The 24,788-nt window shown below is 35.3% G+C and carries 26 protein-coding genes and 2 pseudogenes; 9 read left to right on the forward strand and 19 right to left on the reverse strand.

Annotated features, from left to right (window positions below; genetic code table 11):
- Positions 1-438: 438 nt before the first annotated feature.
- On the reverse strand, positions 439-1,104 hold the full coding sequence (locus tag AC3ANV_RS21105; RefSeq protein ID WP_488310623.1) for a YkyA family protein: 666 nt from the start codon (positions 1,102-1,104) through the stop codon (positions 439-441).
- Positions 1,105-1,344: 240 nt separating this feature from the next.
- Between AC3ANV_RS21105 and def the strand changes: the two genes are divergently transcribed.
- Entirely contained in the window at positions 1,345-1,899 is a 555-nt protein-coding gene (gene def, locus AC3ANV_RS21110; protein ID WP_488310624.1) for a peptide deformylase, read from the forward strand.
- 40 nt (positions 1,900-1,939) lie between these two features.
- Here def and AC3ANV_RS21115 read toward each other — a convergent pair whose 3' ends face one another.
- The gene (locus AC3ANV_RS21115; RefSeq protein ID WP_488310625.1) at positions 1,940-2,710 is read right to left on the reverse strand and encodes a Cof-type HAD-IIB family hydrolase; all 771 of its coding nucleotides are present in this window, start codon (positions 2,708-2,710) and stop codon (positions 1,940-1,942) included.
- Between the two features lie 24 nt (positions 2,711-2,734).
- Entirely contained in the window at positions 2,735-3,631 is an 897-nt protein-coding gene (locus tag AC3ANV_RS21120) for a DMT family transporter (RefSeq protein ID WP_488310626.1), read from the reverse strand.
- Between the two features lie 516 nt (positions 3,632-4,147).
- Here AC3ANV_RS21120 and AC3ANV_RS21125 point away from each other — a divergent pair.
- From AC3ANV_RS21125 to AC3ANV_RS21140, 4 genes and pseudogenes are all read left to right on the forward strand, one after another.
- Positions 4,148-4,357, forward strand: a complete 210-nt coding sequence (locus AC3ANV_RS21125; protein ID WP_488310627.1) for a DNA-dependent RNA polymerase subunit epsilon — start codon at positions 4,148-4,150, stop codon at positions 4,355-4,357.
- A gap of 6 nt (positions 4,358-4,363) precedes the next feature.
- Positions 4,364-6,031, forward strand: coding sequence for a ribonuclease J1 (rnjA, locus tag AC3ANV_RS21130; protein ID WP_488310628.1), 1,668 nt, complete (start codon positions 4,364-4,366; stop codon positions 6,029-6,031).
- A gap of 281 nt (positions 6,032-6,312) precedes the next feature.
- Positions 6,313-6,489, forward strand: a complete 177-nt coding sequence (locus AC3ANV_RS21135) for a transposase (protein WP_488310629.1) — start codon at positions 6,313-6,315, stop codon at positions 6,487-6,489.
- Positions 6,486-6,716 (forward strand): annotated as a pseudogene (locus AC3ANV_RS21140) (transposase); the annotation flags it as partial. The gene AC3ANV_RS21135 and the pseudogene AC3ANV_RS21140, both read left to right, overlap by 4 nt.
- 232 nt (positions 6,717-6,948) lie before the next feature.
- On the opposite strand, the gene AC3ANV_RS21145 reads toward AC3ANV_RS21140, so the two are convergent.
- The 13 genes and pseudogenes from AC3ANV_RS21145 to AC3ANV_RS21205 all read right to left on the reverse strand — a co-directional run bounded on the left by AC3ANV_RS21145 (position 6,949) and on the right by AC3ANV_RS21205 (position 19,117).
- A complete protein-coding gene (locus tag AC3ANV_RS21145; protein WP_488310630.1) occupies positions 6,949-8,409 on the reverse strand; it encodes an IS1182 family transposase in 1,461 nt (486 codons plus the stop codon).
- 308 nt (positions 8,410-8,717) lie between these two features.
- A pseudogene (locus AC3ANV_RS21150) lies at positions 8,718-9,532 on the reverse strand (DUF4349 domain-containing protein).
- 342 nt (positions 9,533-9,874) lie between these two features.
- Positions 9,875-10,330: a TlpA family protein disulfide reductase gene (locus tag AC3ANV_RS21155; protein ID WP_488310631.1), complete on the reverse strand. Its 456-nt coding sequence runs from the start codon at positions 10,328-10,330 to the stop codon at positions 9,875-9,877.
- Positions 10,331-10,394: 64 nt separating this feature from the next.
- Complete coding sequence (locus AC3ANV_RS21160) at positions 10,395-10,943, reverse strand: peroxiredoxin (RefSeq protein WP_488310632.1); 549 nt, start codon at positions 10,941-10,943, stop codon at positions 10,395-10,397.
- A gap of 207 nt (positions 10,944-11,150) precedes the next feature.
- A complete protein-coding gene (locus AC3ANV_RS21165) occupies positions 11,151-12,275 on the reverse strand; it encodes an N-acetyldiaminopimelate deacetylase (RefSeq protein ID WP_488310633.1) in 1,125 nt (374 codons plus the stop codon).
- 61 nt (positions 12,276-12,336) lie between these two features.
- Positions 12,337-13,047 carry a 2,3,4,5-tetrahydropyridine-2,6-dicarboxylate N-acetyltransferase gene (dapD, locus tag AC3ANV_RS21170; RefSeq protein ID WP_488310634.1) on the reverse strand — a complete coding sequence of 237 codons (711 nt, stop codon included), beginning with the start codon at positions 13,045-13,047 and terminating at the stop codon, positions 12,337-12,339.
- A gap of 77 nt (positions 13,048-13,124) precedes the next feature.
- The gene (ccpC, locus tag AC3ANV_RS21175) at positions 13,125-14,015 is read right to left on the reverse strand and encodes a transcriptional regulator CcpC (RefSeq protein WP_488310635.1); all 891 of its coding nucleotides are present in this window, start codon (positions 14,013-14,015) and stop codon (positions 13,125-13,127) included.
- A gap of 86 nt (positions 14,016-14,101) precedes the next feature.
- Complete coding sequence (locus AC3ANV_RS21180) at positions 14,102-15,622, reverse strand: MDR family MFS transporter (RefSeq protein WP_488310636.1); 1,521 nt, start codon at positions 15,620-15,622, stop codon at positions 14,102-14,104.
- Positions 15,623-15,769: 147 nt separating this feature from the next.
- Positions 15,770-16,216, reverse strand: coding sequence for a cyclic-di-AMP-binding protein CbpB (gene cbpB, locus AC3ANV_RS21185; RefSeq protein ID WP_488310637.1), 447 nt, complete (start codon positions 16,214-16,216; stop codon positions 15,770-15,772).
- Between the two features lie 109 nt (positions 16,217-16,325).
- On the reverse strand, positions 16,326-16,562 hold the full coding sequence (locus AC3ANV_RS21190; protein WP_198311072.1) for a YkuJ family protein: 237 nt from the start codon (positions 16,560-16,562) through the stop codon (positions 16,326-16,328).
- Between the two features lie 229 nt (positions 16,563-16,791).
- Entirely contained in the window at positions 16,792-17,343 is a 552-nt protein-coding gene (locus AC3ANV_RS21195; RefSeq protein ID WP_488310638.1) for a DUF3993 domain-containing protein, read from the reverse strand.
- Between the two features lie 241 nt (positions 17,344-17,584).
- Positions 17,585-17,821: a hypothetical protein gene (locus AC3ANV_RS21200; RefSeq protein WP_488310639.1), complete on the reverse strand. Its 237-nt coding sequence runs from the start codon at positions 17,819-17,821 to the stop codon at positions 17,585-17,587.
- An 84-nt stretch (positions 17,822-17,905) separates the two neighbouring features.
- The gene (locus tag AC3ANV_RS21205; protein ID WP_488310640.1) at positions 17,906-19,117 is read right to left on the reverse strand and encodes an EAL domain-containing protein; all 1,212 of its coding nucleotides are present in this window, start codon (positions 19,115-19,117) and stop codon (positions 17,906-17,908) included.
- A 339-nt stretch (positions 19,118-19,456) separates the two neighbouring features.
- Here AC3ANV_RS21205 and AC3ANV_RS21210 point away from each other — a divergent pair, with 339 nt between their 5' ends.
- From AC3ANV_RS21210 to AC3ANV_RS21225, 4 genes are all read left to right on the forward strand, one after another.
- Positions 19,457-20,335: a metallophosphoesterase gene (locus AC3ANV_RS21210; RefSeq protein ID WP_488310641.1), complete on the forward strand. Its 879-nt coding sequence runs from the start codon at positions 19,457-19,459 to the stop codon at positions 20,333-20,335.
- Between the two features lie 147 nt (positions 20,336-20,482).
- Complete coding sequence (locus AC3ANV_RS21215; RefSeq protein WP_488310642.1) at positions 20,483-20,959, forward strand: YkyB family protein; 477 nt, start codon at positions 20,483-20,485, stop codon at positions 20,957-20,959.
- Between the two features lie 169 nt (positions 20,960-21,128).
- Positions 21,129-21,329 carry a hypothetical protein gene (locus tag AC3ANV_RS21220; RefSeq protein WP_488310643.1) on the forward strand — a complete coding sequence of 67 codons (201 nt, stop codon included), beginning with the start codon at positions 21,129-21,131 and terminating at the stop codon, positions 21,327-21,329.
- Between the two features lie 226 nt (positions 21,330-21,555).
- Positions 21,556-22,722, forward strand: a complete 1,167-nt coding sequence (locus tag AC3ANV_RS21225) for an aminotransferase A (protein ID WP_488310644.1) — start codon at positions 21,556-21,558, stop codon at positions 22,720-22,722.
- Positions 22,723-22,752: 30 nt separating this feature from the next.
- Here AC3ANV_RS21225 and AC3ANV_RS21230 read toward each other — a convergent pair whose 3' ends face one another.
- The 3 genes from AC3ANV_RS21230 to AC3ANV_RS21240 all read right to left on the reverse strand — a co-directional run bounded on the left by AC3ANV_RS21230 (position 22,753) and on the right by AC3ANV_RS21240 (position 24,700).
- Complete coding sequence (locus AC3ANV_RS21230) at positions 22,753-22,932, reverse strand: hypothetical protein (RefSeq protein ID WP_488310645.1); 180 nt, start codon at positions 22,930-22,932, stop codon at positions 22,753-22,755.
- Positions 22,933-23,000: 68 nt separating this feature from the next.
- The gene (locus AC3ANV_RS21235; protein WP_488310646.1) at positions 23,001-23,882 is read right to left on the reverse strand and encodes an NAD(P)-dependent oxidoreductase; all 882 of its coding nucleotides are present in this window, start codon (positions 23,880-23,882) and stop codon (positions 23,001-23,003) included.
- Positions 23,883-24,226: 344 nt separating this feature from the next.
- Positions 24,227-24,700: a hypothetical protein gene (locus tag AC3ANV_RS21240; RefSeq protein WP_488310647.1), complete on the reverse strand. Its 474-nt coding sequence runs from the start codon at positions 24,698-24,700 to the stop codon at positions 24,227-24,229.
- Positions 24,701-24,788 lie beyond the last annotated feature (88 nt).

The following is a 24,788-nucleotide window of genomic DNA, read 5'->3' on the forward strand; positions in this document are numbered from 1 at the left end:
ATAAATTCCACTTGTGTTAGATTACCCAAAAACCTAATAAAAGAATGCTTTAAAAATCCACTCGAATTTTATCAGTTTTACTTAGGAATCTAATGATAAAATAAGATCTGCCGACTTTTCTTATAACTTATCTTAATGATTAGTTTTTCTCAGTCTAGTCCTCATATAACGCAGTATCTTTCTTCCATCATACATTTTATTCTGTATCATTATTTTTCGGAACAACATTGATACAATTATTCCATCCATAATGAGTGTACACCAACAAATTTCCCTCGTCAATCACTACACACTATAATTTTACATCATTATCATATTATTTATATTACGATATCCTCAACGCCCTGTATTACTATCTTGCTATCATCTGTTATATAAGATTTCGCAATTTTTTCTTTTGTTATAAAGCAATAAAAAATCGGCTTATTTCGCCGATTTTTATTTTTTATTCACTTTAATACCTGCCTTTTTATAAAACTGCAGCTTCTTTTCATTGTATTGGTTGGTCAGTTTATTAAAGTTTTTATTTGCATCATAAACCATCCGATAGGTTTCATTTACAGTTTTCACTTGTTTTTCCAGGTCCTTAAGGGGAAGATTTTTATTTTTAAACATTAAATATAATTGATTATCGGATTTTAATGCTTCAGAGTACTCCCTAACTAACACATCATGTGCTCTATATCTTTTGATCATTATTCCATAAAGTTCATTGGCCATTTTCTTCAGTACCGGATCTTCAATTGTATCTATAATACCTGCCACTTGCTTAAATTCTTTTTCAGATTTTCTTAAGCTGTCCGTTTCTTTTTGCAAATGTATTTTTCTTTGATTCGCCATCGAAATTTCTTCATCTGCAAGCTTTATGATTTGAGGGTATTGGTTCATTCCCAATCCAATAATTTGATCATAAATTTCTTTTTCTTTCTTCTCTAATGAAACTAGCGGGTTCTGTTGCTCTTCAAATCCTTTTTCCGAAGATACAACTTTTTCTAATACATCATACATTTTTTCAACAGGAGTCTTTTGATTCATACAGCCCGATAATAAGATTATTGTAGCAATAATAGAAAAGATGAGACGACTTTTGTCAAAAATCGACACTTTGCAACCTCCTTACTTATTACAACTCTTACTATAACGACACTTGGAATAATTAACAATATTTGTTTATATAAAATTGTCTATATAGATTATTGTTGTTTATTTCATTTCCAAAAGTCTCTATGGCATTTTCTTTATGCTTTAAACGCCATTTTTCGTTAATCTGATGTTAACTTTTCATTAATTGTTTGATATTCTATTGTTAGCAATTATTTAGTTTTATACAGGAGTGAATGGATCATGTTAACGATGGAGGATATCATTCGAGATGGTCATCCTACACTTAGGGAAGTGGCAGCAGAAGTACCTATGCCGCCATCTGATGAAGATAAACAAATACTCTTAAGTTTATTAGAATACGTGAAAAACAGTCAAAATCCGGAAATTGCAGCTCAATATGGCTTACGCCCCGGAATTGGATTAGCTGCACCGCAAATTAATGTTTCAAAAAGGATGATAGCGGTTCATGTTTATGATAACAATGGAAACCTTTATAGCCACGCTCTATTTAATCCGAAAATTGTAAGTCATTCTGTTGAACAAGCATATTTGCTTTCAGGAGAAGGTTGTCTTTCCGTAGATGAATCAATTCCCGGTTACGTCCCAAGATATGCCCGGATAACCTTAAAGGGTTGGAATATTAATGGAGAAGAGGTAAGACTCCGTTTAAAAGGACTTCCTGCGATCTGTTTTCAGCACGAAATTGATCATTTAAATGGAATAATGTTTTATGATTATATTAATAAGCAAGACCCTTTTAAACCTATTGAAGGGGCCATCGGCATTGAAAGATAATAAGTAAAAGAGGCTGCCAAAAGGTCAGCCTCTTTTACTGTTATATGAGTTGTAGTTCTTTTAATCCATTCCATATACCATTCTCCGAAACATCGCTTGTGATAATATCTGCGATCTCCTTTGCCTCGGGAACTCCATTCCCCATTGCAACTCCTGTGCCAACTTCCTTAAGCATTTCGAGATCATTTAATCCGTCTCCAAATGCATATACATCCTTTAATTCAAAGCCTAAACGCTCAATCATTTTTTTTATGCCCTCTGCTTTTGAACCACCCTTTGGCAATACATCCACAGAATATGGGTGCCATCTAATAAAATCAAATTGTTGATAGTCCTGAAAATAGCGATGTTCAGCTTCGTTCTCACAAAATAGTAATGACTGGTAAATCTTTCGATCCAGATAAAATGAGGCGTCTTCATTAGGATGAGGCAGTTTAAGGCTGCCCATACTTTTTTCAATAAAGGAATGATGTTTTACGGTAGCTTTCATTGTTTTTTCATTCATAAATATTAATGGATGGTCGTTATTCTTTGTATCTTGAAAAAATCTTTTAAGCTCTTGTTGGTCGAGATGATTTTCATATATAACCTCATTTTCAAAAATAACAAGTTGACCGTTAAAGCTAACAAATGAGTCAATATCCAGCTCCTCAAGCAAGCTTTTAAACATAAATGGTGCCCTCCCCGTTGCAATTGCTACAAAAACACCATTTTCTTTTAAAAGGTTGATTGCTTTTTTCGTACTTAAAGGAAGTTTTTTTTCATGATCAAGCAATGTTCCATCTATATCAAAAAAGACAATCTTCTTCATTTGTTCATGACTCCTTTGCTGAATCTATGCAACTGCGTTCTTATTTGATTTTCGCTTGGATTTTAGAGAGGAAATATAAACACCAGTAAAAATCACTAATAAGCCTAGTAGCATGTATAAGTGAAATTCCTCATTTAATAGCAGCCCGCCCCAAATTATAGCCGATACGGGTACAAGATAAGTAACGAGTGAGGCAAATTCCGGGCTTCCTCTTTTTACAAGAAAATAATAAAGAAGATAAGCAATCCCTGACCCAAGAGAACCCAGACCAAGTAAAGGCAATAGCAGCTTACTATTTAGAAAAGTTGAAACTGACTGAGGTGATAAGGTCACCATCATTATAAAACTAATTAGAGTAGAAATCGCTAATGTAAAAAATGATGTTTCAATTACTGATAGTTTAGAAAGATACTTATTGGTAAGTTGGGCACCTAATCCATAACAAAAGGTGGCACCGGTCATTAATAAAATACCAATGGTATTACCCGTATAAAGATCTCCCAGCTTAAAATCCGATAAAATAAAAATACCTATAAAACCAATGAGGATTCCAATCCATTGATTTTTCCTAAGTGATAATGAAAAAAATAAAAAGCCAATGATCAATGTCCAAATTGGTGTAGTAGCATTAATAATCGATGCCATACTAGAAGAAAGTTTGGTTTCACTTGTGCAAATCAGCAGCCATGGAAGTACGTTATTTGTTAAAGCAACAAATAACAAACTGAGCCACGGTATTTGTTTAAATTTAAATTTTTTCTTACTTATTAGTAATATGACAAACAGCATTAATGTACCAAATAAACACCTGCCAAATACAACTGCTGCCGGCCCCATTTCTGACAAAAGAACTTTAATAAACAAAAATGACGTTCCCCAAATTATACTTAAAACAAATAAAGCACTATATAGTTTCCCCATTCCTTTTGCATTTCCTCTTTCTATAATGATTTACCTTTATAAAAAACACTAAACCTTCCTTAAATTTTTGTCAATTCTATATCAATAATATGAATTCCATGTTTAACCATGAAAGAAACAGCATTTTCGTCATATAATAATAGCAAAAAAATCTTTCATTTTAAAAAAAACTACAATATTCTACCATGGCTTGCTTTACATTGGACAAGGATCGTTTAAAATAAGAAGTAAGGAGATGATCCACTATGTTGAAGAAGCTAAGAAAGAAGCTCTTAAAACAGTGGAAAGATTTATTGCGAAAAAAAACCATTGCCTAAATTTTTGAGCCCTTCAAACTTGCGAAGGGCTCCTTCATTATTGTAAATTGATTAACAGTGGTCTTTTTACATACCTTTCACTCTATGACCAATTACTTCCTTTTTAGGTTCTTTATAGGTTAAAGAAGAAAATAAATGAAAAAGATGTAATTATTTTATATAATAGAAAAAGTTATGAACGAATGAGGAGCGATATTTCATGGTATTTAAAGTATATTATCAAGAAAGTATTAAAGAAGTCCCTGTCAGAGAGAAAACAAAGGTTCTTTATATTGAAGGGGAATCGGTAAGAGATGTCCGTACAAAAATAGCTGACCGCGGGTTTAATGTTGAATTTGTACAAGAAGTTAAAGGAGCTTATTTAGAATATGAGCAACAAAATGAAGACTATAAAGTATTGGAGATTTGATAATTTATGAAATTTGTAAAAAATGATCAAACTGCTGTTTTTGCCCTAGGCGGTTTAGGTGAAATTGGCAAAAACACCTATGCAGTTCAGTTTCAGGATGAAATTATTTTAATCGATGCCGGGATTAAGTTTCCCGAGGATGAGCTATTAGGAATTGATTATGTAATTCCTGATTATACCTATTTAATTAAAAATGAAGAAAAAATAAAGGGTTTATTTGTTACTCACGGACACGAGGATCATATCGGCGGTATCCCCTACTTGTTACGAGAAATAAATATTCCTATTTATGGCGGAAAACTTGCACTGGGTTTAATTAAAAATAAACTGGAAGAGCATGGTTTATTAAGAAATGCAAAGCTGATTGAGATTAAAGAAGACGATGTCATTAAATTCCGCAAAACATCCGTTACTTTTTTCCGAACCACTCACAGTATTCCTGATTCCTACGGAATAGTGGTGAAAACCCCTCCTGGTCAAATAGTTCATACAGGCGATTTCAAATTTGATTTTACCCCTGTTGGCGAACCGGCTAATTTAACCAAAATGGCTGAAATTGGTAAAGAAGGCGTTTTGTGTTTACTCTCTGATAGTACAAATAGTGAAATACCTGACTTCACCATGTCAGAAAGACGAGTTGGTGAAAGTATTGATGATATTTTCCGTAAGGTTGATGGTCGGATCATTTTTGCTACCTTTGCTTCTAATATCCATAGGCTACAGCAAGTAGTAGAGGCTGCAGTGGTAAATGGAAGAAAAGTAGCTGTTTTTGGACGAAGCATGGAAGCTGCCATTAATATCGGCCTGGAGTTAGGCTATATAAATGCACCAAAAGAAACGTTTATCGAAGCAAATCAAATTAACCGATTACCTGCAGACAAGGTTACGATTCTCTGTACAGGAAGCCAAGGCGAACCGATGGCTGCTCTTTCAAGAATAGCAAATGGTACGCACAGGCAAATTCAAATTATCCCTGGTGATACGGTTGTATTCTCTTCATCACCAATTCCAGGTAATACAATTAGTGTGAGCAGAACCATCAATATGCTTTACAGAGCAGGTGCGGAAGTTATTCATGGGAAGTTAAGTAATATTCATACTTCCGGACATGGCGGACAACAAGAGCAAAAGCTAATGCTCCGTTTAATAAAACCAAAGTTTTTTATGCCGATACACGGTGAATACCGCATGCAAAGAATGCATTCGAAGCTAGCGGTTGATTGCGGGGTGCAAGAATCAAATTGTTTTATTATGGACAATGGAGAGGTTTTAGCCCTTTCAGAAGATACCGCTCAAGTGGCAGGTAAAATTCCATCCGGTTCTGTCTATATTGATGGCAGCGGCGTGGGAGACATTGGAAATATTGTCTTGCGTGACCGCAGAATTTTATCGGAAGAAGGATTAGTGGTAGTAGTAGTCAGTATCAACATGAAGGAATTTAAAATTGCATCAGGTCCGGACCTAATTTCCCGAGGATTTGTCTATATGAGAGAATCCGGTGATTTAATCAATGACGCTCAGAATTTAATTACAAAGCATTTAAGTAAAGTTATGGAGCGGAAAACTAGCCAATGGTCGGAAATTAAAAATGAAATTACTGATACATTAGCACCCTTCCTCTACGAAAAGACAAAGAGAAGACCGATGATTTTACCAATTATCATGGAAGTGTGATAAGCATACAAAAAGAGAAGCTGAGGCTTCTCTCAGGCTGTCGAAAAACCTTCGGCAGCCTCTTGTTTATTTATTTGCTTTAATAATTCACCGCGTTAATTTGTTAAAATATTTTTGGTATATAGGCTTTTAAACAGGTCTGTTGATTGGCGCTCCAGGCACTTCGCTTTCCGCGGGAGTACGGGGCAGGAGTCTTCGTGCCTTCCGCGCCAATCAACAGAGTGTTTTCAATAAAGACCTCCAACTAACCTAATAAATAATTAAAATAAGTGGTGAAATCAATGTTTAAGCCAAAAGAGTCTAGCCAAAGTGAATTTGAATTTGTATCTATTGATGAATTGGTACCTGATGACCATCTTCTTCGTTTGATTGATAAATATATTGATTTTTCGTTTCTTCTTGAAAAGATCCGTCCTTATTACAGCGATGATAATGGACGCCCAACTATCACAATGTAACACGCCATGTATGGGAGGAGCACAAGGAAAAGGTAAGGTTAAATCGCTTATCTAAATCGGGAAAAATGCTTTATAAATTTAGAAAGGAAAAAATTGAGCGAAGCTTTGCAGACTCAAAAGAGCTGCATGGGCTTCGCTACTGCCGGTTACGGGGATTGAAGAATGCAAGTGAACAAGCTCTTCTTACTGCAGCCTGCCAAAATATAAAAAAGATTGCAACACACTAAGGTTAGAAAAAGTGTGTTGCAATACTTTAGGTTGATTTCCCTCCCTGTTGATTGGAGCGGAGGGCACTCGACTCCTGCGGGATAGAGAGGTCACTGGAGACCCCGCAGGCGCCAAAGCGAGGCCACTGAAAATTTTACGTTTTTTATTTTTAATATTGGAAGTTGGTACAAAAAAGGCAGTTTGTTGTCCAGATTCAGACAACAAACTGCCTTTTTCCTTGTTAATTTGTCCTTATTTTTTCTCCTGAAGGAGCTTCAGAATCCGCTTAATATTGACTGCGAATATCGCTGTTGCTCCTTGAATCTCCATACCTAATAGACCCGCGGATGACGCTATATCATACCCGTGTCTGTGTTTCAGTTCACTATTTTTTGCTTCAATTTTATAGCGAGTTTTCGCTAGTTCTTTAAATGCTTCCGTATTTTGGAACTCTTCTTGATCTAGATGTTCTGTTAATTTGATGGTTACTGAATAGGTCTTACTTTTCGCTCCATCTTTATAACATCCTTCACTGAAAGGACAAACTTGACATTTTTTAATGTCAAAAAGGTACTTAATCCTAGGGTTTTTATCTTGACCCTTTCTTGCTTCAAATTTTTTTCGAATCGCCATATGTCCTGCTTTACAAACATACATTCCTGCATCTTTGTTAAATTCAAACTTATCCTCTTTTGCGCGAGTACTATGTGTAATATGCGGATGTAACTTTGAAACCAGTGTTAGCTCATGCTCTTTTGTATAGAGAATATTATTTTTCTCGGAGTAGGCTGTATCCCCAATGATCGTATCAATTTCCATTCCAGTGGCTTGGCTTTTTCCAATTAACTCCTGCATGTATTTTCCATCACTTTTTTCACCTGTTGTCACAACAGCTGCAGTTATTATCCGTTCGTCACTCATTGCGATATGTGTTTTATAGCCAAAAAAGGAGGAGTCTGCTGTTTTATGTCCTACACGTGCATCTGGATCAGCTGAAAAGTTTAGTTGTTCTGTATAATCTTCCACTACTTCTTTTAGCACATTTAATTTTTCCTTAACGACTGGAATTGTAGTGATTTGAGGTTCTGATTCAACCACAGAAATTACTTCACGACAATAATTTAGTTCATCTGTTACTTCGTTAGAAGTTGTTTTCGGTGGAAATTTCTCTTTCATTGATTCATCAATTTGATAGACGGCTTTTCTAACATTTTTTGATTTCTCTTGTAGAAATTCCTTCGGTGCCTTTTGGTTATAACGCGCTTTTGTATGTGTGGCATCCATAATAATTGTTTTACTTTTAATGATTTCTTTTTCAAGTGCAATCTCAACTGTTTTTCCAATAAGCATATCTAATAAACCCACATCTTGGAGACGGAGCCTACGGAATTTCGTTAAAGAGCTAGGGTCAATTACAGGATCTTCCGGTGCCATGTCGAGGAAATACTTAAACGACATATCATATTTAGAACGTTCGACTACATCTACATCTGACAAATCATGAATCGATTTGAGCAATAGATATTTAAACATACGAATTGGTGACACTGCATTTCGGCCGTTATTAAGGCAATATTTCGCTTTTAATTCCTCGATAATGAAAGAAAAGTCCACTAGTTCATTGATTTGGCGAAGCATATTATCTTTTGGAACAACAAGATCATAAATAGCAATATATGGACTAAAATTGAGAGAGTCTTGATTGGAAATCATTTTGATACCACCTACATAATTTAATGTCATTATTATAAGGCAAAAAGACAGTTAAAGGTTTGATTAAATCAAACCTTTAACTGTCTAATAATAAAAAAGGACTTTTTCAGTGGCCTCCGCCAAAGCGCCGAGGAGGCTTCAGAACCTCCCCGTGGAAAGCGAGTGCCCGGAGCGGAAATCAACAGGCCCATTTGTATGGACAATCAATAAATTTGGTATTTGGATTCTGACATAATAAAAATTGCCGAGAAAAATACCCTTTCTCGACAATCTGAGAGAAGCTGAGGCTTCTCTTTTTGTGCTTTTTATTATTCCTGCTTTTTTTGCCCTCTTCTTTTCTTGTAATAAAAATATACACCCATCCCGAGGATCAATAAAATTAAGAGAATTGGTAGGTTGCCGATAATAAATACTACGAGACCGGATAGGCCTGCCAATAGCAAATTAGTACTTTTCATAAATTGCTTTTTAGTTTTCTCCCAAATGTTCAAATGATCTTTTTCGATGCCAGGTACGATGACTTTATTTTCATAGAGAGTTATGTTAACCGTTGAAAGTGCGGTTGATTTTCCAAAAATTTCATTTTTCCTTCAATTATTTCAATATCTTCCTGAACAGCAGCTAAATCTGCAGAAATCTTTAGTAAATCCTCGGTTTTTGTTGCGGTTTTCATAAATGTAGTCAACCGTTCTTCTACAACTCGTTTTGATTTTAATCTAGATTCCAGGTCAACATATTCCTCCGTCACATCCTGACCTGTTATGTTTCTTTGAATAACCTCAGCCGCTTGGCCTTCAGCATCATGTAAAAAATCCTGAAAATGCTTTTGCGGGATGCGGATTTTGATACTCCCGCTGACCTGCTCTGTTCCTGCTTTAGACACATTGGACTCAGAGATATAACCACCATATTTACTGACAACTTCCTCTATTGCTTGTACCGTTTGTTCAAATTTCTTAACCCGCAACTGTAGGTTTGCTTGATAGATGACCATTTGGTTAGGTACATCTAATTTTGCGGTAACTGTTTGATCCTTTTTTATAGCTTCACCTGAAAATACTTCGGGTTTCTCTTGTGTTCGGGACTGCGCAGTATCCTGCACTTTTTGATTTACAGTACTCATTTTTACATTTTCACTTTTGCTTGCTGAACTGCAGCCTGAGAGACAAATAAAGATTGTGATGATAAAAATTGGTACTATTATCAGTTTTTTCAACTTCACGACGCCCCTTTCTTTATTTAAATCAATCAGTAAAAAATTTCTAATTAATATTTAGGACGCTTCAAATGGGAAACAGTTACAGAAAATAAAAAAAACAGCCAAAAATGGCCGTTATTTTTCTTCATCCGGCATATTAAATTAATCCTTTACTAAATGATAATACTCGCCTTTTTCCCCTTTTCAATAATTCAATATAAAAAGACTGTTCGTTGCAAAAACGAACAGTCTCATGAAGCGAATTTCTTATTCAGCTTTTTCTAATTCATCCAATACTCGGTTTACTCTTTTTTCAAGCATTTTCATACCGCTTCCGCCAGCTTGAAAATGGCGAAGCTTTCCTTCACGGTCAAAAACATAATATGCCGGTACATATTGATTTTCAAAGGCTTCGGTTAATTTGTGACTACTGTCAATAAAGATTGGTTGAGTAATTTCATGCTCGGCAGCAACTTGTTTGATTTCCTCAATATTTAAATCATTTTCGGACCTTGGCATATGTACAGCTACCACATTTAATTTGTCTTTGTAATTGTCACGGAATTGATTGACCTGTGGCATTGCTTCCTTACATAAGTGGCAGCTAATGGACCAAAAATGAATAAGTGTAGGTTTTTCACCAACCAATTCATTTCTTGTTACCTCACCGTTTAACCATTCAGTTGCACCGGTTAATTCCGGCATTGGTTCACGAAGTTTCATTTAAAATTCCCCCTATTTTAAAAATAGACCTAACTGTTTGGTTAGGTCTATCTGTCCGTTAAAATTAAACATTCAAGGTTGCTTGTCCAGGCTTCCAGTTAGCCGGGCAAAGTCCACCTGTTTGTAATGCTTGAAGTACACGTAATACTTCTTCAACTTCACGGCCGATATTATTGTGATGAACAACAGAGTACATTAATTCACCTTCCGGATTGATGATGAATAGACCGCGAAGAGCAATACCTTCCTCCTCAATTAAAACCCCATAGTCACGTGAAACAACATGGTTTGTGTCAGCCGCTAATGGATATTTTAATTCGCCAAGACCATTGTTTTTGCGGTCAGTATTAATCCATGCAAGGTGAGTATGAATGGTATCAGTTGAAACACCGATAACTTCTGAATCAAGATCTTCAAACTCATCGTAACGGTCAGATACTGCAATAATTTCAGTTGGACATACAAAGGTAAAGTCCATTGGATAGAAGAACAAGACAGTCCACTTATCATTTTTCATGTTTTCTTCAAGGCTAACTTTTTTAAATTCTTTATTAGGCATTACTGCATCCATTTCAAAACGTGGTGCTTGTTTACCTACCATACGTTCCGGCATAACTAAATCCCTCCAATAAAATAGTAAATTAAATAATTTAATAGCAATTTTTTGCTATCCTTTAACCATTATCATTATAGGGCAACATAAATTTTGAGTCAATATTAAATTATAATTAATTTAAATAAATATTTATTATAAATTACAACTTAATTTTTCCCTTATTAAGTTTAACCCTTTTTATAGAAGAATAAACAATAAAAAGTCTTAGATTTCGTTTCCTTTATAAGCAATATAGCTTGTCATAACATTTACAGCAACATTGATCGCATCTTCATTTGGATTCAATTTGGCATGATGCAAACCAAAGGGTGAATCAACACCGAGCCAAAACATAAACCCGGGAATTTCCTCCAGCATATAACCAAAATCTTCACCTGTCATTGCTTCCCGGCATTCAATCACTTTAACAATTGGCTCCTTCTTCAAATAATCAATAAAATCATTTGTTAGTTCCTCATCGTTATATACCTGGTAGTACATTGAGCCATAATCAATATCCGCTTCACATTCAAAGCCGGCTTCAATACCTTTAACTAAAGAATTAATACGATGCTTTACCTTTTTCATTGATTCAGGAGATAATGTCCTAATCGTACCTTCAAGCCTGGCTTTTTCAGCAATAATGTTTTGAACCGTTCCGCCCGTTATTTTACCAATTGTAATTACGGCACTATCAAGCGGGTTGACATTCCTTGAAACGATGGTTTGCAGTTGATTGACTAAGGTACAAGCCGCAATAATCATATCATTCGTTTGATGCGGGTAAGCTGCATGTCCGCCTTTCCCTTTTAAATCAATGAACAGCTCCGAAGTATTGGCAAACAATAATCCCTCTTTTAATGCAATCGTTCCAACAGGATACTCAGGGGCAATGTGCAAGGCAAAGATCATATCCGGCTTCCACTGTTTCATAATTTCTGATTTTAGCATCGGCTCTGCACCACCCGGGCCTTCCTCTGCCGGCTGAAAGATAAACAAAAGATCATCCTGTATTTCATTATATACAAAGTGCGTAAGGATTCCGAGAGCAATACTCATATGTAAATCATGACCACATGCATGCATTTGGCTGTGATGGGTAGATGAAAAGGATAATCCTGTTTCTTCATCAATCGGAAGGCCATCAATGTCTGTTCTGTATCCAATTGTTTTCTTAGGGTTTGAGCCATGCACTTTTACAAACAAACCCGTCTTCCATTTTTTGATTAAAATTCTTTCCTGAGGTAAAGATTGGATATAGGATAATAGATAGTCCTGAGTCTTAAACTCCTGAAACCCTAATTCAGGAATTTGATGAAGGTCGCGGCGAATTTTCACAAAAGTGTTCATTTCTTCACTCCCGATACTAGAAAGAAAGCGTGGATTATTCCACGCTAATTCATTTTTCCAATTATAATTTACGAAGTTCTTGTTTAATTTCTGTTTTTGTCTTTGTTTTTTCGTCAATATCTTTAATTTTTCTTGCCGGTGTACCGGCTACTACAGTATACGGTTCAACGTCATCAATAACAACAGCTCCTGCTGCAACCACTGCACCTTTTCCAATTGTTACCCCTTCAAGAACAACGGCATTTGCACCAATTACAACATCATCTTCAACGACTACAGGCTTTGCAGACGGCGGCTCAATAACACCGGCTAATACTGTACCGGCGCCGATGTGACAATTCTTCCCTACTGTTGCTCTTCCGCCCAGGACAACATTCATATCGATCATCGTCTTTTCGCCAATGACTGAACCAATATTGATTACAGCTCCCATCATGATGACCGCATTATCGCCAATTTCAACCTGGTCACGGATAAAAGCACCCGGCTCAATACGTGCGTTAATATTTTTTGTATTCAATAATGGGATAGCTGAATTACGTCGATCATTTTCAACAACAAAGTCTTCTATTTTTTCTTTATTTGCTTCTAATACGCTATTAATTTCGGACCATTCACCAAAAACTACACCGGTATTCCCATTAAGAAAAGTCTTTGCATCGCTGCCGAATTCAAGCCCTGCCAAGTCCCCTTTTAAGTAAACTTTTACCGGAGTTGATTTTTTACTGTTTCCGATAAAAGTAATAATTTCATTTGCATCCATCATTTTCATATGAGTACCCCCTAATTGTCCTTGCTAAAAAATACTTTATCAAACAAAAGAAATGAAAACAAGAAAAAACAATCCCTTTAGACCTGTGATTCATCGGTATGTTCTTTTATTAAGTTTACAAATGCTTGAACCTGCTTTAATTGAAATGCAGACTCATACCCTAAAAGCCAAGTATCCCTTTTCAGGGGTTTATTATTTTGATCAACAAGCGGAATTTTAAAAAGATTTTTTTCGGCGTTGTTGAGCGTAATAGCCGGCAATATAGAATAGCCAATACCATTAAAAGTCATTTGTTTACATGTCTCAATTTGATCTACCACTATCGTCCTCTTTGGAGAAGTTTTAAAATTTCGCATCCACCAATCTTGAATTTCCTGATAATAATTAGAGTCACTTTTAAATTGGATAAAAGGACGATCCGTTTCTAAAACCTGTTCCGGTCTTGTAATTTCTCTATCAACTAAATATAACGGATCACTGAAAAGATGAATTTTAACACCTTTCCAATCAGGAGCTCCTCTAATAATCCCAATATGTACTTGATCATCATATAAACATTTTAATATATCGCTGCTCCAACCCGTTAACAGAGAAATTTTGGCTTGCGGATAGGTATCAATAAATTTCTTTAATACTTGCGGAAGCCAATTTTGTCCTACAATTGAAGCGACCGCTATTTTCAACGTTCCGGAAACTCCTGCCTGAAGGGAGTGGACGGTTTCCCAAACCTTTTCGTGCTTAAGAAGGACTTCATTGACAAATTGAATCACGTGCTCACCTGCAGGCGTAAGGGACAAGCCTTTTTGCGAGCGAATAAATAATTTTGTTCCCCATTCTTTTTCAATTGTTTGCAACCGTTGAGATAGTGCAGGCTGGGAAACAAAAAGTCGTTCTGAAGCTTTGCGCATATTCATTTCTTGCGCTAAAACAGATAATAATTGAAATTCCGATATTGAGGACAATTTCATCCCTCTTCATAAGTTTTTCTTATATTATAATTTTTAAAATAATAAATTTCACTAAATACGTTTCAAAAAGAAACGCTGGAATATTATTAAGCGCTTTGATCTTTCTTCGGTATAAATAAAATGAAGACTAAACTAAGTACTGCAAAAGCAAGGACGACATAATAAACAGAATGTAAAGATAGTGTTAATCCATCTTGCAGGATCGTTTTCACCGTTCCTGTTAGTTTATTACGCTCGCTTTCTTTTAATAGGATATTGGCTGAATTCACTGTTAATTTTGTGCCCGTATCAGTTATGCTCCCTGATAAGAAGTTGCTTAAGCGGTTGTTCAGAATTCCTCCAAATAAGGCAGCACCAATTGTGTTCCCAAGGTTACGCATAAACATATTAGCAGCTGTTGCAATCCCTCTCTGCTGCCAGGATACTGTACTTTGAATCGAGACGATAAATGCAGTCGAAGTTAAACCCATTCCAACCCCAACAAAAAAGGAACCTGCAGCTGCCCAAATTGGACCTGAGGAAGCGGACATAGTTACAAACGCAATACTGCCTAAAATTAATGCCAAACCTCCAATAATCGAAGTTGCCCGATATCCAATATTTATTAACATCCTACCCGATAAAGTTGAAGCAATCGGCCAGCCAATCGACATTGTGGTTAAGGTAAACCCTGCAACGATTGCGGTTTGTTCCATAACCCCTTGGACAAAAGTTGGTAAAAAACTTGAAATACCAATTAATATAATTCCTGTTGTTAAAGATGTAATATTTGCAATAAAAATAGAGCGTTCCTTCCAGATCGTAAATGGCATAACCGGTTCTTTAGCCCGTTTTTCTTGAAAAACAAACCCTGTTATTGCAACCGTAAATAAAGCAATTAGACTTACAGTTTTCCATGAACTCCATGTAAAGCGGCTTCCTCCTTCAACAAGAACAAACATTAACGAAGATATTGCCACCGTTAAAAGAAACGCGCCAAAATAGTCTATATCGGGTTTTTTCTTTTCAACATTCTCATGTAAAAACAGAGAAAGGCCAATTAATGAAAGAATTCCCAGAGGAATATTGATCCAGAAAACAAAATGCCAGCTAACATACTGTACGAGTAATCCGCCTACTGCCGGACCGGTTATAGCAGATATTCCCCATACGCTTGATAAGTATCCTTGAATTTTAGCCCTTTCTTCCTGCGTATATATGTCACCAACAATAGTGGTCGCAATCGGTGTAACAGCTCCTGCTCCAAATCCTTGTATTAATCGAAAAATAATCAGTGTTTGCATCGTGGTGGAGAATCCGCAAAGAATTGAGCCGATTAAAAAAATAATAATTCCAAAAAATAATATAGGTTTTCGACCGAATAAATCCGATAATTTCCCATAAATCAGGACAGTTACTGCATTCATTAGTAAGTAGGAGGAAAATACCCAGCTATATAACGGAAAGCCCCCTAAATCAGCGACAATAGCAGGCATGGCAGTGGAAACAATTGTTGCCTCTATAGCCCCCATAAACATCGCTAACATTACGGCAGCTAATACGAGGGTTTTTTTTGTTTGCTTTTTTTGCGAACTTTGTGCGGCTGGTTTCTCAGTCATTTCTCCCATTTCAACACCTCTATTTGTTTGGCTCTGTTAAACTTGCCTGTTAAATTCCACTCCAATCAACATAGTGAACTAAATCAGCAATGAACTTTAACATAGCCTTTTGTTAATAATAAAACAGCCCCCAAAAAGGGAGCCGAAAAAACATATTTACTTTTCTTTAAACCTTTTGACAATTTTCGTTAATTGATTTAACACGGTGCTTCTCGGTAATATTCCTTCAAAAAAGCCATCTTCCGTTTCGATGCAAAGAAATGGTTGACTTACCAGTAAATCAAGGCATGTTTTTAAAGACGAGGTTATTTTGACACGTGGGATAGCCTTTTTCATAACCTCTTCAACTTTTTTTTCTTCAAGTTTTTCAAATTCAATTCTTTCTAAACCGAGAATCGAATCCATGATTATTGAAGTACTAATTAACCCGTGTAGCTTATAGTGCGGGTCTAAAACAGGAATGGCTGTATAGCCGCTTTTCGTTAACACTAATAGTGCATGTTCGAGATTATTACCAACCTGAACATGTGCGACACGCTCAGATGGTATCATTAAATCTTTAATTGTTAATTCTAAAAATTCCCCACTGTGAAGACTGATCATTACCGAAAACTCCTCAATGTTTGTTTTATCACATATATTTTACCATAGTTTCTTGAGGGGAGGGTATTTTTTGAAAACGCTTTGAAAAAGAAAGGAACCCTAACGGTTCCTATTGAATTAAATCAAATATTTCAATTGTAATCATATCCACATTATCAAATTGATAACGTTTAGGTTTTTCCTTTTCATTATAAACTTCCAATTCAAATGTTTCAGTTTTTGGATGAAATGTAACCTGACATTTTCTTTCGCCATTAACCTCGAAATAGCGTTGCGCAGGTTCTCCTCCTCCCGATTGCTCTTGGAGGTTTTTTAAACGGGTTAATATACCTTGAAGCTGTGACATATGCTTATCTCCTTTCCAACACAAACAAACTTCCTACTGTTATATTTCTCTTTTGGCATATTTCTATCCTTATGGATTATTTTCAGAATTTTATTTCTAAAATATTTTATACCAATATTAAAAGAATAAAATAACAGAGACCATTTGTCCAAGTAAAATTTAAAGGAAAACGATATTTTTTAATAAAAATCTAAAAAAATTAAACCTTACTCTGAAATTTCTTGGCACTTTAATAAAAAAGCTGCTTAAAATAGAGAATTGAAAAAACTCTACTTCGTTTTGTTTTACTTTTTGCTTTTTCTATAATATTTTTAGGAATATTATTATACAAAAATTTTTCCACCTTCCAATTATCAGCGCTCTTTTTCAGGAGCAGGCCTTCATAATGACTTTTATAACCAACGGGACCATCTGTACTGGCGGGAAAATATTCAAAAACATAAATTTTATCTGAACCAATGACCACCTTGGTTTTATTAGAAAACTGATAAAAAGGTATGTAATATTGAGCAAAATCTGATCCATATGTTATATATTTATCCTCTTCTTTATGAATATTTTCTATCCAAAAAGCCCGCAGAAATTGGTCGGAAAAATAAGGATTTAATATATCAGTTATTTCTTCTTTTGTCCTATACCGTTCACTTAAAGAAACCTGTGCTTCGAATGCATCTTGTAAAAAGTCGAAAACCGCTTTTCTAGTGTTTAAATCTGTTTTTGCTTGTGGAGACAAAGGCATAATTAATAAAAAGACAATCAAAAAAAAGAATAATTTCTTCAAAGTCCTTTCCCCCTTTAAAATCACCAACTTAAAATAATATTCATTTTATCAAGAAATATTCATCCGGTATAAAAATACTTTCGTATTAAATCTGCACAATCAGACATTTTCATGCAATATACTTGTTAATTTTTCAGACTCCTATTCTTGATGTCGTAATTTTAGGAATATCCATACATGTCAAATTCCCTAAAATTATTTACTATCCCCAAATAAAAATAGGCCTCAAAATTGAGACCTATTATAAATACGTAATGGCAACAAAAAGGATGATAAATAGAACCAAGGCGAAAAAGATGCCATATGATAAAAAAATTGGATTTCTGATATAAACATTATTCTGTATTGGCTTTGGTAATTGTGAATCAATTTCTCCATTAACAGTTTTCTGCTGTCTTGCAGCAGACCATGTTAAAATAAGCGCAACTGCGAGAATTCCAAAAATAGCAATGGCTAAGATATTAACAAAAAGATTCATGAGCTTCTTCTCCTTCAGAAGTGGTTACCTCTAAAGTTCCACTCAATGAATCATTCTATTCAATCGATCCTATTTTGAGCATTTTCACAGTAATTGATCATGTTCAAATAAATATTGATAGGAAATATCCATAAACAAATATTCATTCCCATTCATCGGAAATGAAAAAGTTCGGATTGATTCCCCTGTTTCAATATCACTGTACAGATCGGACAAAATTCCTCTTTTTTCATTTCTCATCTTAATAATATTCTCCAGAAAATAAGGGCGCCAGCTCCAATTTTTTTGCATATATTCTGTTTGTGTACTCCAGCCATTTTTTCCTTTAAAAATATTAGCTGATTTTTGAAAACCATCCTCATCACAAACATACATCCGAAAAACAATTTGATCCATTTCCTTTATTAATACTTGAAATAATTCTTCGTAACTTGCCTTTCGATTTCTCATTACAATTTCTTGGATTTTTACTTGAAAAAATTCTGCTGTTGTATAAACAGCCTCCAATTTTCTTTTTTCATAAGAAATAAAGTCATGAAATTTCTCTTTTAACCGAGGCTTCAATAAGTCTGACGGAATAAATTCAGGTGATGGCGGATGGAGATAGTACCCCTGATAATATCTTCCCCCATTTTTCCAAGCAAATTGAAGTTGATAACTCATTTCAATATTTTCAAACAATAAAGTGGCACCAATTTTCCTTGCTAATAATGATAATGTGAACAAAACATCATTAAAGTTAGTCCCGGTTCCAGTCGATTTTAACGCTTGCAAATTAATTTTTAAAATATCCGGTTCAAGCTGTCCGATCCGCTCAAAATAATTACGTTGACTATCGATTCTCGCTATTGCAATTCTTATTCCATAAGTCCGATAATATTGCAGCAAGTGATCTATTTGACCAAAATCTCCTTTGTAATTCCGATCAGAAATTTCAAGTACGATTCTTTTTAATTTCAATCCTTTTTTTTCAAATGTTAGAAGCTCCTGTAAAAATGGTTCTCCATGCCTATACATTAATAGATCCGCATTTCGATTTAAAAAGATACTAACATCATCTTCAAGGTTCAAAGCTTTTTCCAGTGCTTTATTCACTAACAACAGATCAACTTCAAATTTATATTCATCAGGAATTTGATCATCTTGAAAAAAGGGACCCAAGCTAATAATATTACCTTCAGATTTATATCTGCCCAATACCTCATAAGCAATTAAGCGTTGTTCATCGGCACTAAAAATCGGTTGAAAAAAAGGAATGACATTTTCAAGATCCGTTAGGATATCCAATGCATCCATCTAAGTACCTCCAGAAATAAATTTTTCTCATTATACCATACCCTTATATACAATACGCTTAATTAACGCTCCCCGTTCGTTTCCAAAAGAATACCATTTCCCGCCATAACTTACAATCAAATGAAAAATGAAAGTCTTCTTATGGAGTTTTTCATATTATGGAATTTTATAATAAGGTATCGAATATTAAACTATTAAGTAAAATTTTTCCTTACGAACCTTCAAAAAAAGTCCTTGCTTTGTATACTTTTTTTAAAGACAATACGAATGACTCTTCTTTTTCAAAAAATTGTTTGTTAGTATATAAAAGTTAAAAAAGGAGATAGGTTGGTAGAATATATGCCTAAAAAAATGACTAGGAGATCGTTACTGAAAAGCACATTAGGTACAATGCTCACCTGCCTCGGGTTAAGTTCGGGCGGATACTTTTATGCTAATCGTATTGAGCCCTCCCTACTTGATATAAACGAACAACAAATTAAACACCCCTTAATCCCGAAAAGCTTTGATGGGTTAAAAATTGTTCAATTTAGCGATACTCACCTAGGTTTTCAATATAATATAAACCAGTTTAGAGGTTTAATTAAAAGAATTAACGCTATTAAACCTGACCTGATTTTTTTTACTGGGGATTTAATGGACGAGCCGAACAAATATAAGGAAATCAACAAAATAGTTCCGATTTTACAACAATTAAATGCACCTCTTGGACAATACTGTATTTTCGGGAACCATGATCACGGCGGATATGGTTCTGAGCTTTATCGGAATATTATGCAGACAGCCAATTTTACTGTCCTTTTAAACGAATCCAGACCCATTAAATTAAAGGATGGCAGCAGCATTTATTTGATCGGCATTGATGATGCCATGCTTGGAAGGCCAGATTTGGTTTTAGCTCAGAAACATGTTCCCGATAATAAATTTAAATTATTATTATCCCATGCTCCTGACCTTGCTGACGAAGCCTCACAATTTAAAATACACTGGCAGTTAAGCGGACATAGCCATGGTGGACAAGTAAAAATTCCGTTAGTTGGAGCACTCGTGAAACCCCCATTTGCACGAAAGTATCCGGAAGGGCTTTATTCAATTGGCGAGACCAACCCTTTATCCTTATATGTAAACAGAGGAATTGGAACAACTCGTCTCCCATTTCGATTTATGGCAAAGCCGGAACTAACTGTTTTCATATTAAAATCACTTAATACCGAATAAAACCATCCTTATCCAGATTAGTGATAAGGATGGTTTTATTCGGAAAATTATTTTGCCATTTTCTTTAAAAAGATCTTGGAATATTTTTAAATTAGGCAATAAAATGGTATAATAAAGATGGTTTAAAAATAGAAAGGAGACCAAATTTTGAGTCACGATAAGAAACGCCCCCGAATTAATTTTGACCTAACCATCGAAAACCTCGCTCAAGCTGTATATATTGTGAATCGTCACGCAAAAACAGCACCAAATCCCAAATTTTTATACAAATTAAAGCATGAATCATTAAAAAAATTGATTGACGAAGGTAAAGCCAAAAAAGTAGGGCTTCATTTCTCAGAAAACCCGCGTAATAGTCAGCAGCAATCTGATGTACTAGTGGAATGCGGAAGGTTCACCTTTCATATTCCTCCAATTCGAGTTGATTTTTCTGAACTCCCTCATTTAGGTAAATTGGATGGGCGTATTAGAAACCCAAAGGCTACACTCTCATTAAACCAAGCAAAAGCCTTATTACAATCCTATACCGGTATCACGGAATCCCAACCTCCGTCAAATAATAATCGAAACCAACGCACCTATCAAAAACCAATTTTCAAAAAATTAGGTGAAAGGTATTCCTAATATTTTTTTTAAAAGCCAGGATTTCCTGGCTTTTATCTTGATTCTTGATGTTTTTGTGAACATCGTCACAAAGATATAGACACACAAAAAAAACAGAAATACAATAATGTCAGAAAGAGTAAACCATATCGAAGATTGATGTATTAATTTTAAAAGAGGTGCTTTTATTGTGAAAGGAACAGCTATTCTTTTTCAAGAGGAGAATATCACGTTTATTGAAGACGTTGATCAATCCGTATTCGAAGAAATAAAAGATCAATGCGGCTGCGAACATTGTAACTGCAGTCTCGAAAATAAAATTGTTGATTTTGGAACCGTGTCACCTGTTTTCTGGCATGAAGACGAAGTTGACTGGGACTATGGTTATTAATTGTTAAAAATTTAATACTTTTATTTGATATATTCCCCTTCCCCCCAAAAACGGTTTGAAGCATTTCAAACCGTTTTTATTTTGGCGATTTCTATCTACTCTAAAAAACTACTATTACTCAGGTAAAATTAAACCAGGTAGAATATTTTTCTAAAACGGTCTATAATCATTATTATTCTTGGAGAATGTACGTTAGTAAATAGGCCTTAAGGGAAGGATGAATAAAGTGGAACACTTAGTTAATCAAAAAGTTAAAGATCTGGAAATCTCAGGAATTAGAAAATTTTTTAATATGGTATCCCATTTAGATAATCTGATTTCACTTACAATCGGTCAACCTGATTTCCCCACTCCGGAGCATGTGAAACAAGCAGGCATACAGGCGATTGAAGAAAACTTTACCTCCTACACACACAATGCCGGAATCCTTGAATTAAGAAAAGCAGCTTGCAATTTTGCAGAAACTAAATACGGGTTACATTATAAACCGGAATCAGAAGTAATCGTTACGGTGGGTGCTAGTGAAGCGATTGATATTGCTTTCCGAACCATTTTAACAGAAGGATCGGAAGTTATTTTACCAGGTCCAATTTATCCCGGTTATGAACCGATTATTCGCCTTTGCGGTGCAATACCTATCCATGTTGATGTTACAGAAAATCAATTTCGTTTCACATTGGATATGATTAAACCATTCATAACAGATAAAACACGTTGCATTGTTCTCCCCTACCCGTCCAATCCAACAGGTGTAAGTCTGACGGAGAAGGAACTTCAAGAAATAGCGAGTTATTTACAGGAACGAGAAATATTTGTTCTTGCCGATGAGATCTATAGTGAACTCACTTTTGATCGATCACATAAATCGATTGCGGGGTTTCTAAAAGAAAAAACGATTGTCATAAATGGATTATCTAAATCCCATTCAATGACAGGCTGGAGAATAGGTTTTTTATTTGCTCCGGAAAACATTGCAAAACACATTTTAAAAGTTCATCAATATAATGTGTCTTGTGCCAATTCGATTGCTCAAAAGGCTGCACTGGAAGCATTAACAGAAGGAATTGATGATGCACTTCCAATGAAAAAGGACTACGAAAAAAGAAGAAACTTTGTATATGATCGCCTCCGTTCCATGAGCCTTGATGTTGTCAAGCCAGATGGCGCCTTTTATTTTTTTGTCAAAATTCCAAAATCCATCCCATTAAACAGCTTTGATTTTGCTCTTGAGCTTGTTAAAGAAGCAAGAGTTGCTGTTGTTCCGGGAAGTGCTTTTTCTAAGTTCGGTGAAGGTTACTTTCGTTTATCTTACGCCTGTTCCATGGAAAATTTAGAACTCGGACTAGAACGTATTGAAAATTATCTAAATAAAAAAACCAAAACACCCTCTTGATTGAGGGTGTTTTTTAGATTGACTGCTATTTTATTGACCATTATACTTTCCGTTATTTTTTGAGGCCTTTTCCTTCTTAGCTTTATCTTTATGAATTTTATTTGTAGCTGCCGCACCCATTTCATGGGCAAATTCTTCATTTAGTTTTGATGAATCAAAACCCTTTTTATTTTTTTGTTCAGGATCATTCTTTTTTGTACGTTTTGCCATCAAAATTCCTCCCAATATGATTTCTATGATAGTTTTTTGTATAGTAGAGGAATTTATTCATTATTAATTTATTCGTTCTGCCAATATTTATAAAGAGCTTGCGTACCGCTATTTTCTTCGCCCTTTTCTACTAGTTGATCATATAAAGATTTAGCTAAAGATAATCCGGGTACTTCCATTCCCATTTGTTCTGCTTCATCGATGGCAATTTTCATATCCTTAATAAAATGCTTTATGTAAAAACCGGGTTCAAAATTCCCTTTCAACATTCTTGGTACAAGATTGCTTAGCGACCAACTGCCTGCCGCCCCCGATGTAATACTTTTTAATACTTTTTCAGGGTCTAAACCGGCTTTTTCAGCATAAATGATAGCCTCACAGACACCGATCATATTAGAGGCAATCGCTATTTGATTGCTCATCTTTGTGTGTTGCCCGGATCCTGCATTTCCTTGGTAAACAATATTTGTTCCAAGGTGCTCTAAAAGTGTGCGTACAGATTCAAATGCCTCTTTTTCACCACCGACCATAATCGAAAGCTTTGCTTCCCTTGCTCCCACATCTCCTCCCGAAACCGGGGCATCTAATGCCTGAATTCCTCTCTTTTTCGCTTCTTCGAATATTTTCACAGCAATAGAAGGAGCCGATGTAGTCATATCAATAAAAAAGCTTCCTACTCTCCCATTTGGAATCAATCCATTTTCCCCTAAATATACTTCCTCAACATCTTTAGGGTAACCTACCATAGTAATAACTACTGATGCCTTTTCAGCCACTTCTTTAACAGTTTCTGCCCACTGTGCACCTTTATTAATAATCTCTTCTGCCTTTTCCTTTGTTCTGCTATAAATAACCATAGAATATCCGGCAGCCATTAAATGATCTGCCATGCTTTTCCCCATTACACCGATTCCAATAAAACCAATTACCGTATTTTCAGGAGTTAACAAAATTATCTTCCCTTTCTATATTTTCTCAATATTATTTTAGCACTAGTATAGTATTTTGGAAAAGAAATCATAAAGAAAACTCGCCGATTGGCGAGCCCCAAAGGGCGAAGACAGAGGCTTCGTTCGTCGAAAAGCAAAAAACAGCTTTTCGACTGCGAAGCTTATCCTACCGAAGCATTCCTTTGTGCACTTATGCGAAATAGGAAAGTATAAACTTGTGAAAGTTTGTACTTTCCTATTAGCTAAAAAATACCGGAACGTTTAATCGTTCCGGTATTGTGCTCCATCTCCAAATTTATGCACTTTTTTATTCTGTCCTTCATCAACCAAGGGTAAACACCTAATTAAAGCTCGGATGAAAAGTTTGTTAAATAGGCATGTCCAAGGACTTCTTGATTATTAAACACTTCAATAGAAACCGCTTTGTTTTTCTCAATCATGTTCTCAAGCTGATAGATATGTAAATCTCGTTTTAAAGGTATTGGGTTCATAAAAATATACCTTTCACTTTTGTTTTTAACCTCTAAAAATTCTCCGTTAAGTATCTGGTCATCACCGTAAACAATTTCCCGTTTCCCGATTGCGGCAGCTAATTGGTCATTGTGAATTGTAACCTTAACCTTGTATAATTGATGAACGCCCAGTATATCATTATTAATCCTAAAACGAAATTGAAGTTCATTATTTTTTGTAAGAAGAGCATCGGCATAGCGGTTTACAATCAACTCATTTGAGAAGGGAATCCCACATCCTCCAATACTTGTTGAACAAACTATCGCTGTAAGCATAATAAGAATGAGTCGAATATTTCTAAACATATGAACACTCCTTTATGTTCATACCATTCCCAAAACAGTTTGGTAATAAACGTAAAGTGTGGTTGATTACGGAAATAGGTAAAAACGA

The sequence above is a fragment of the Neobacillus sp. DFD-2R genome, from assembly GCF_057747865.1.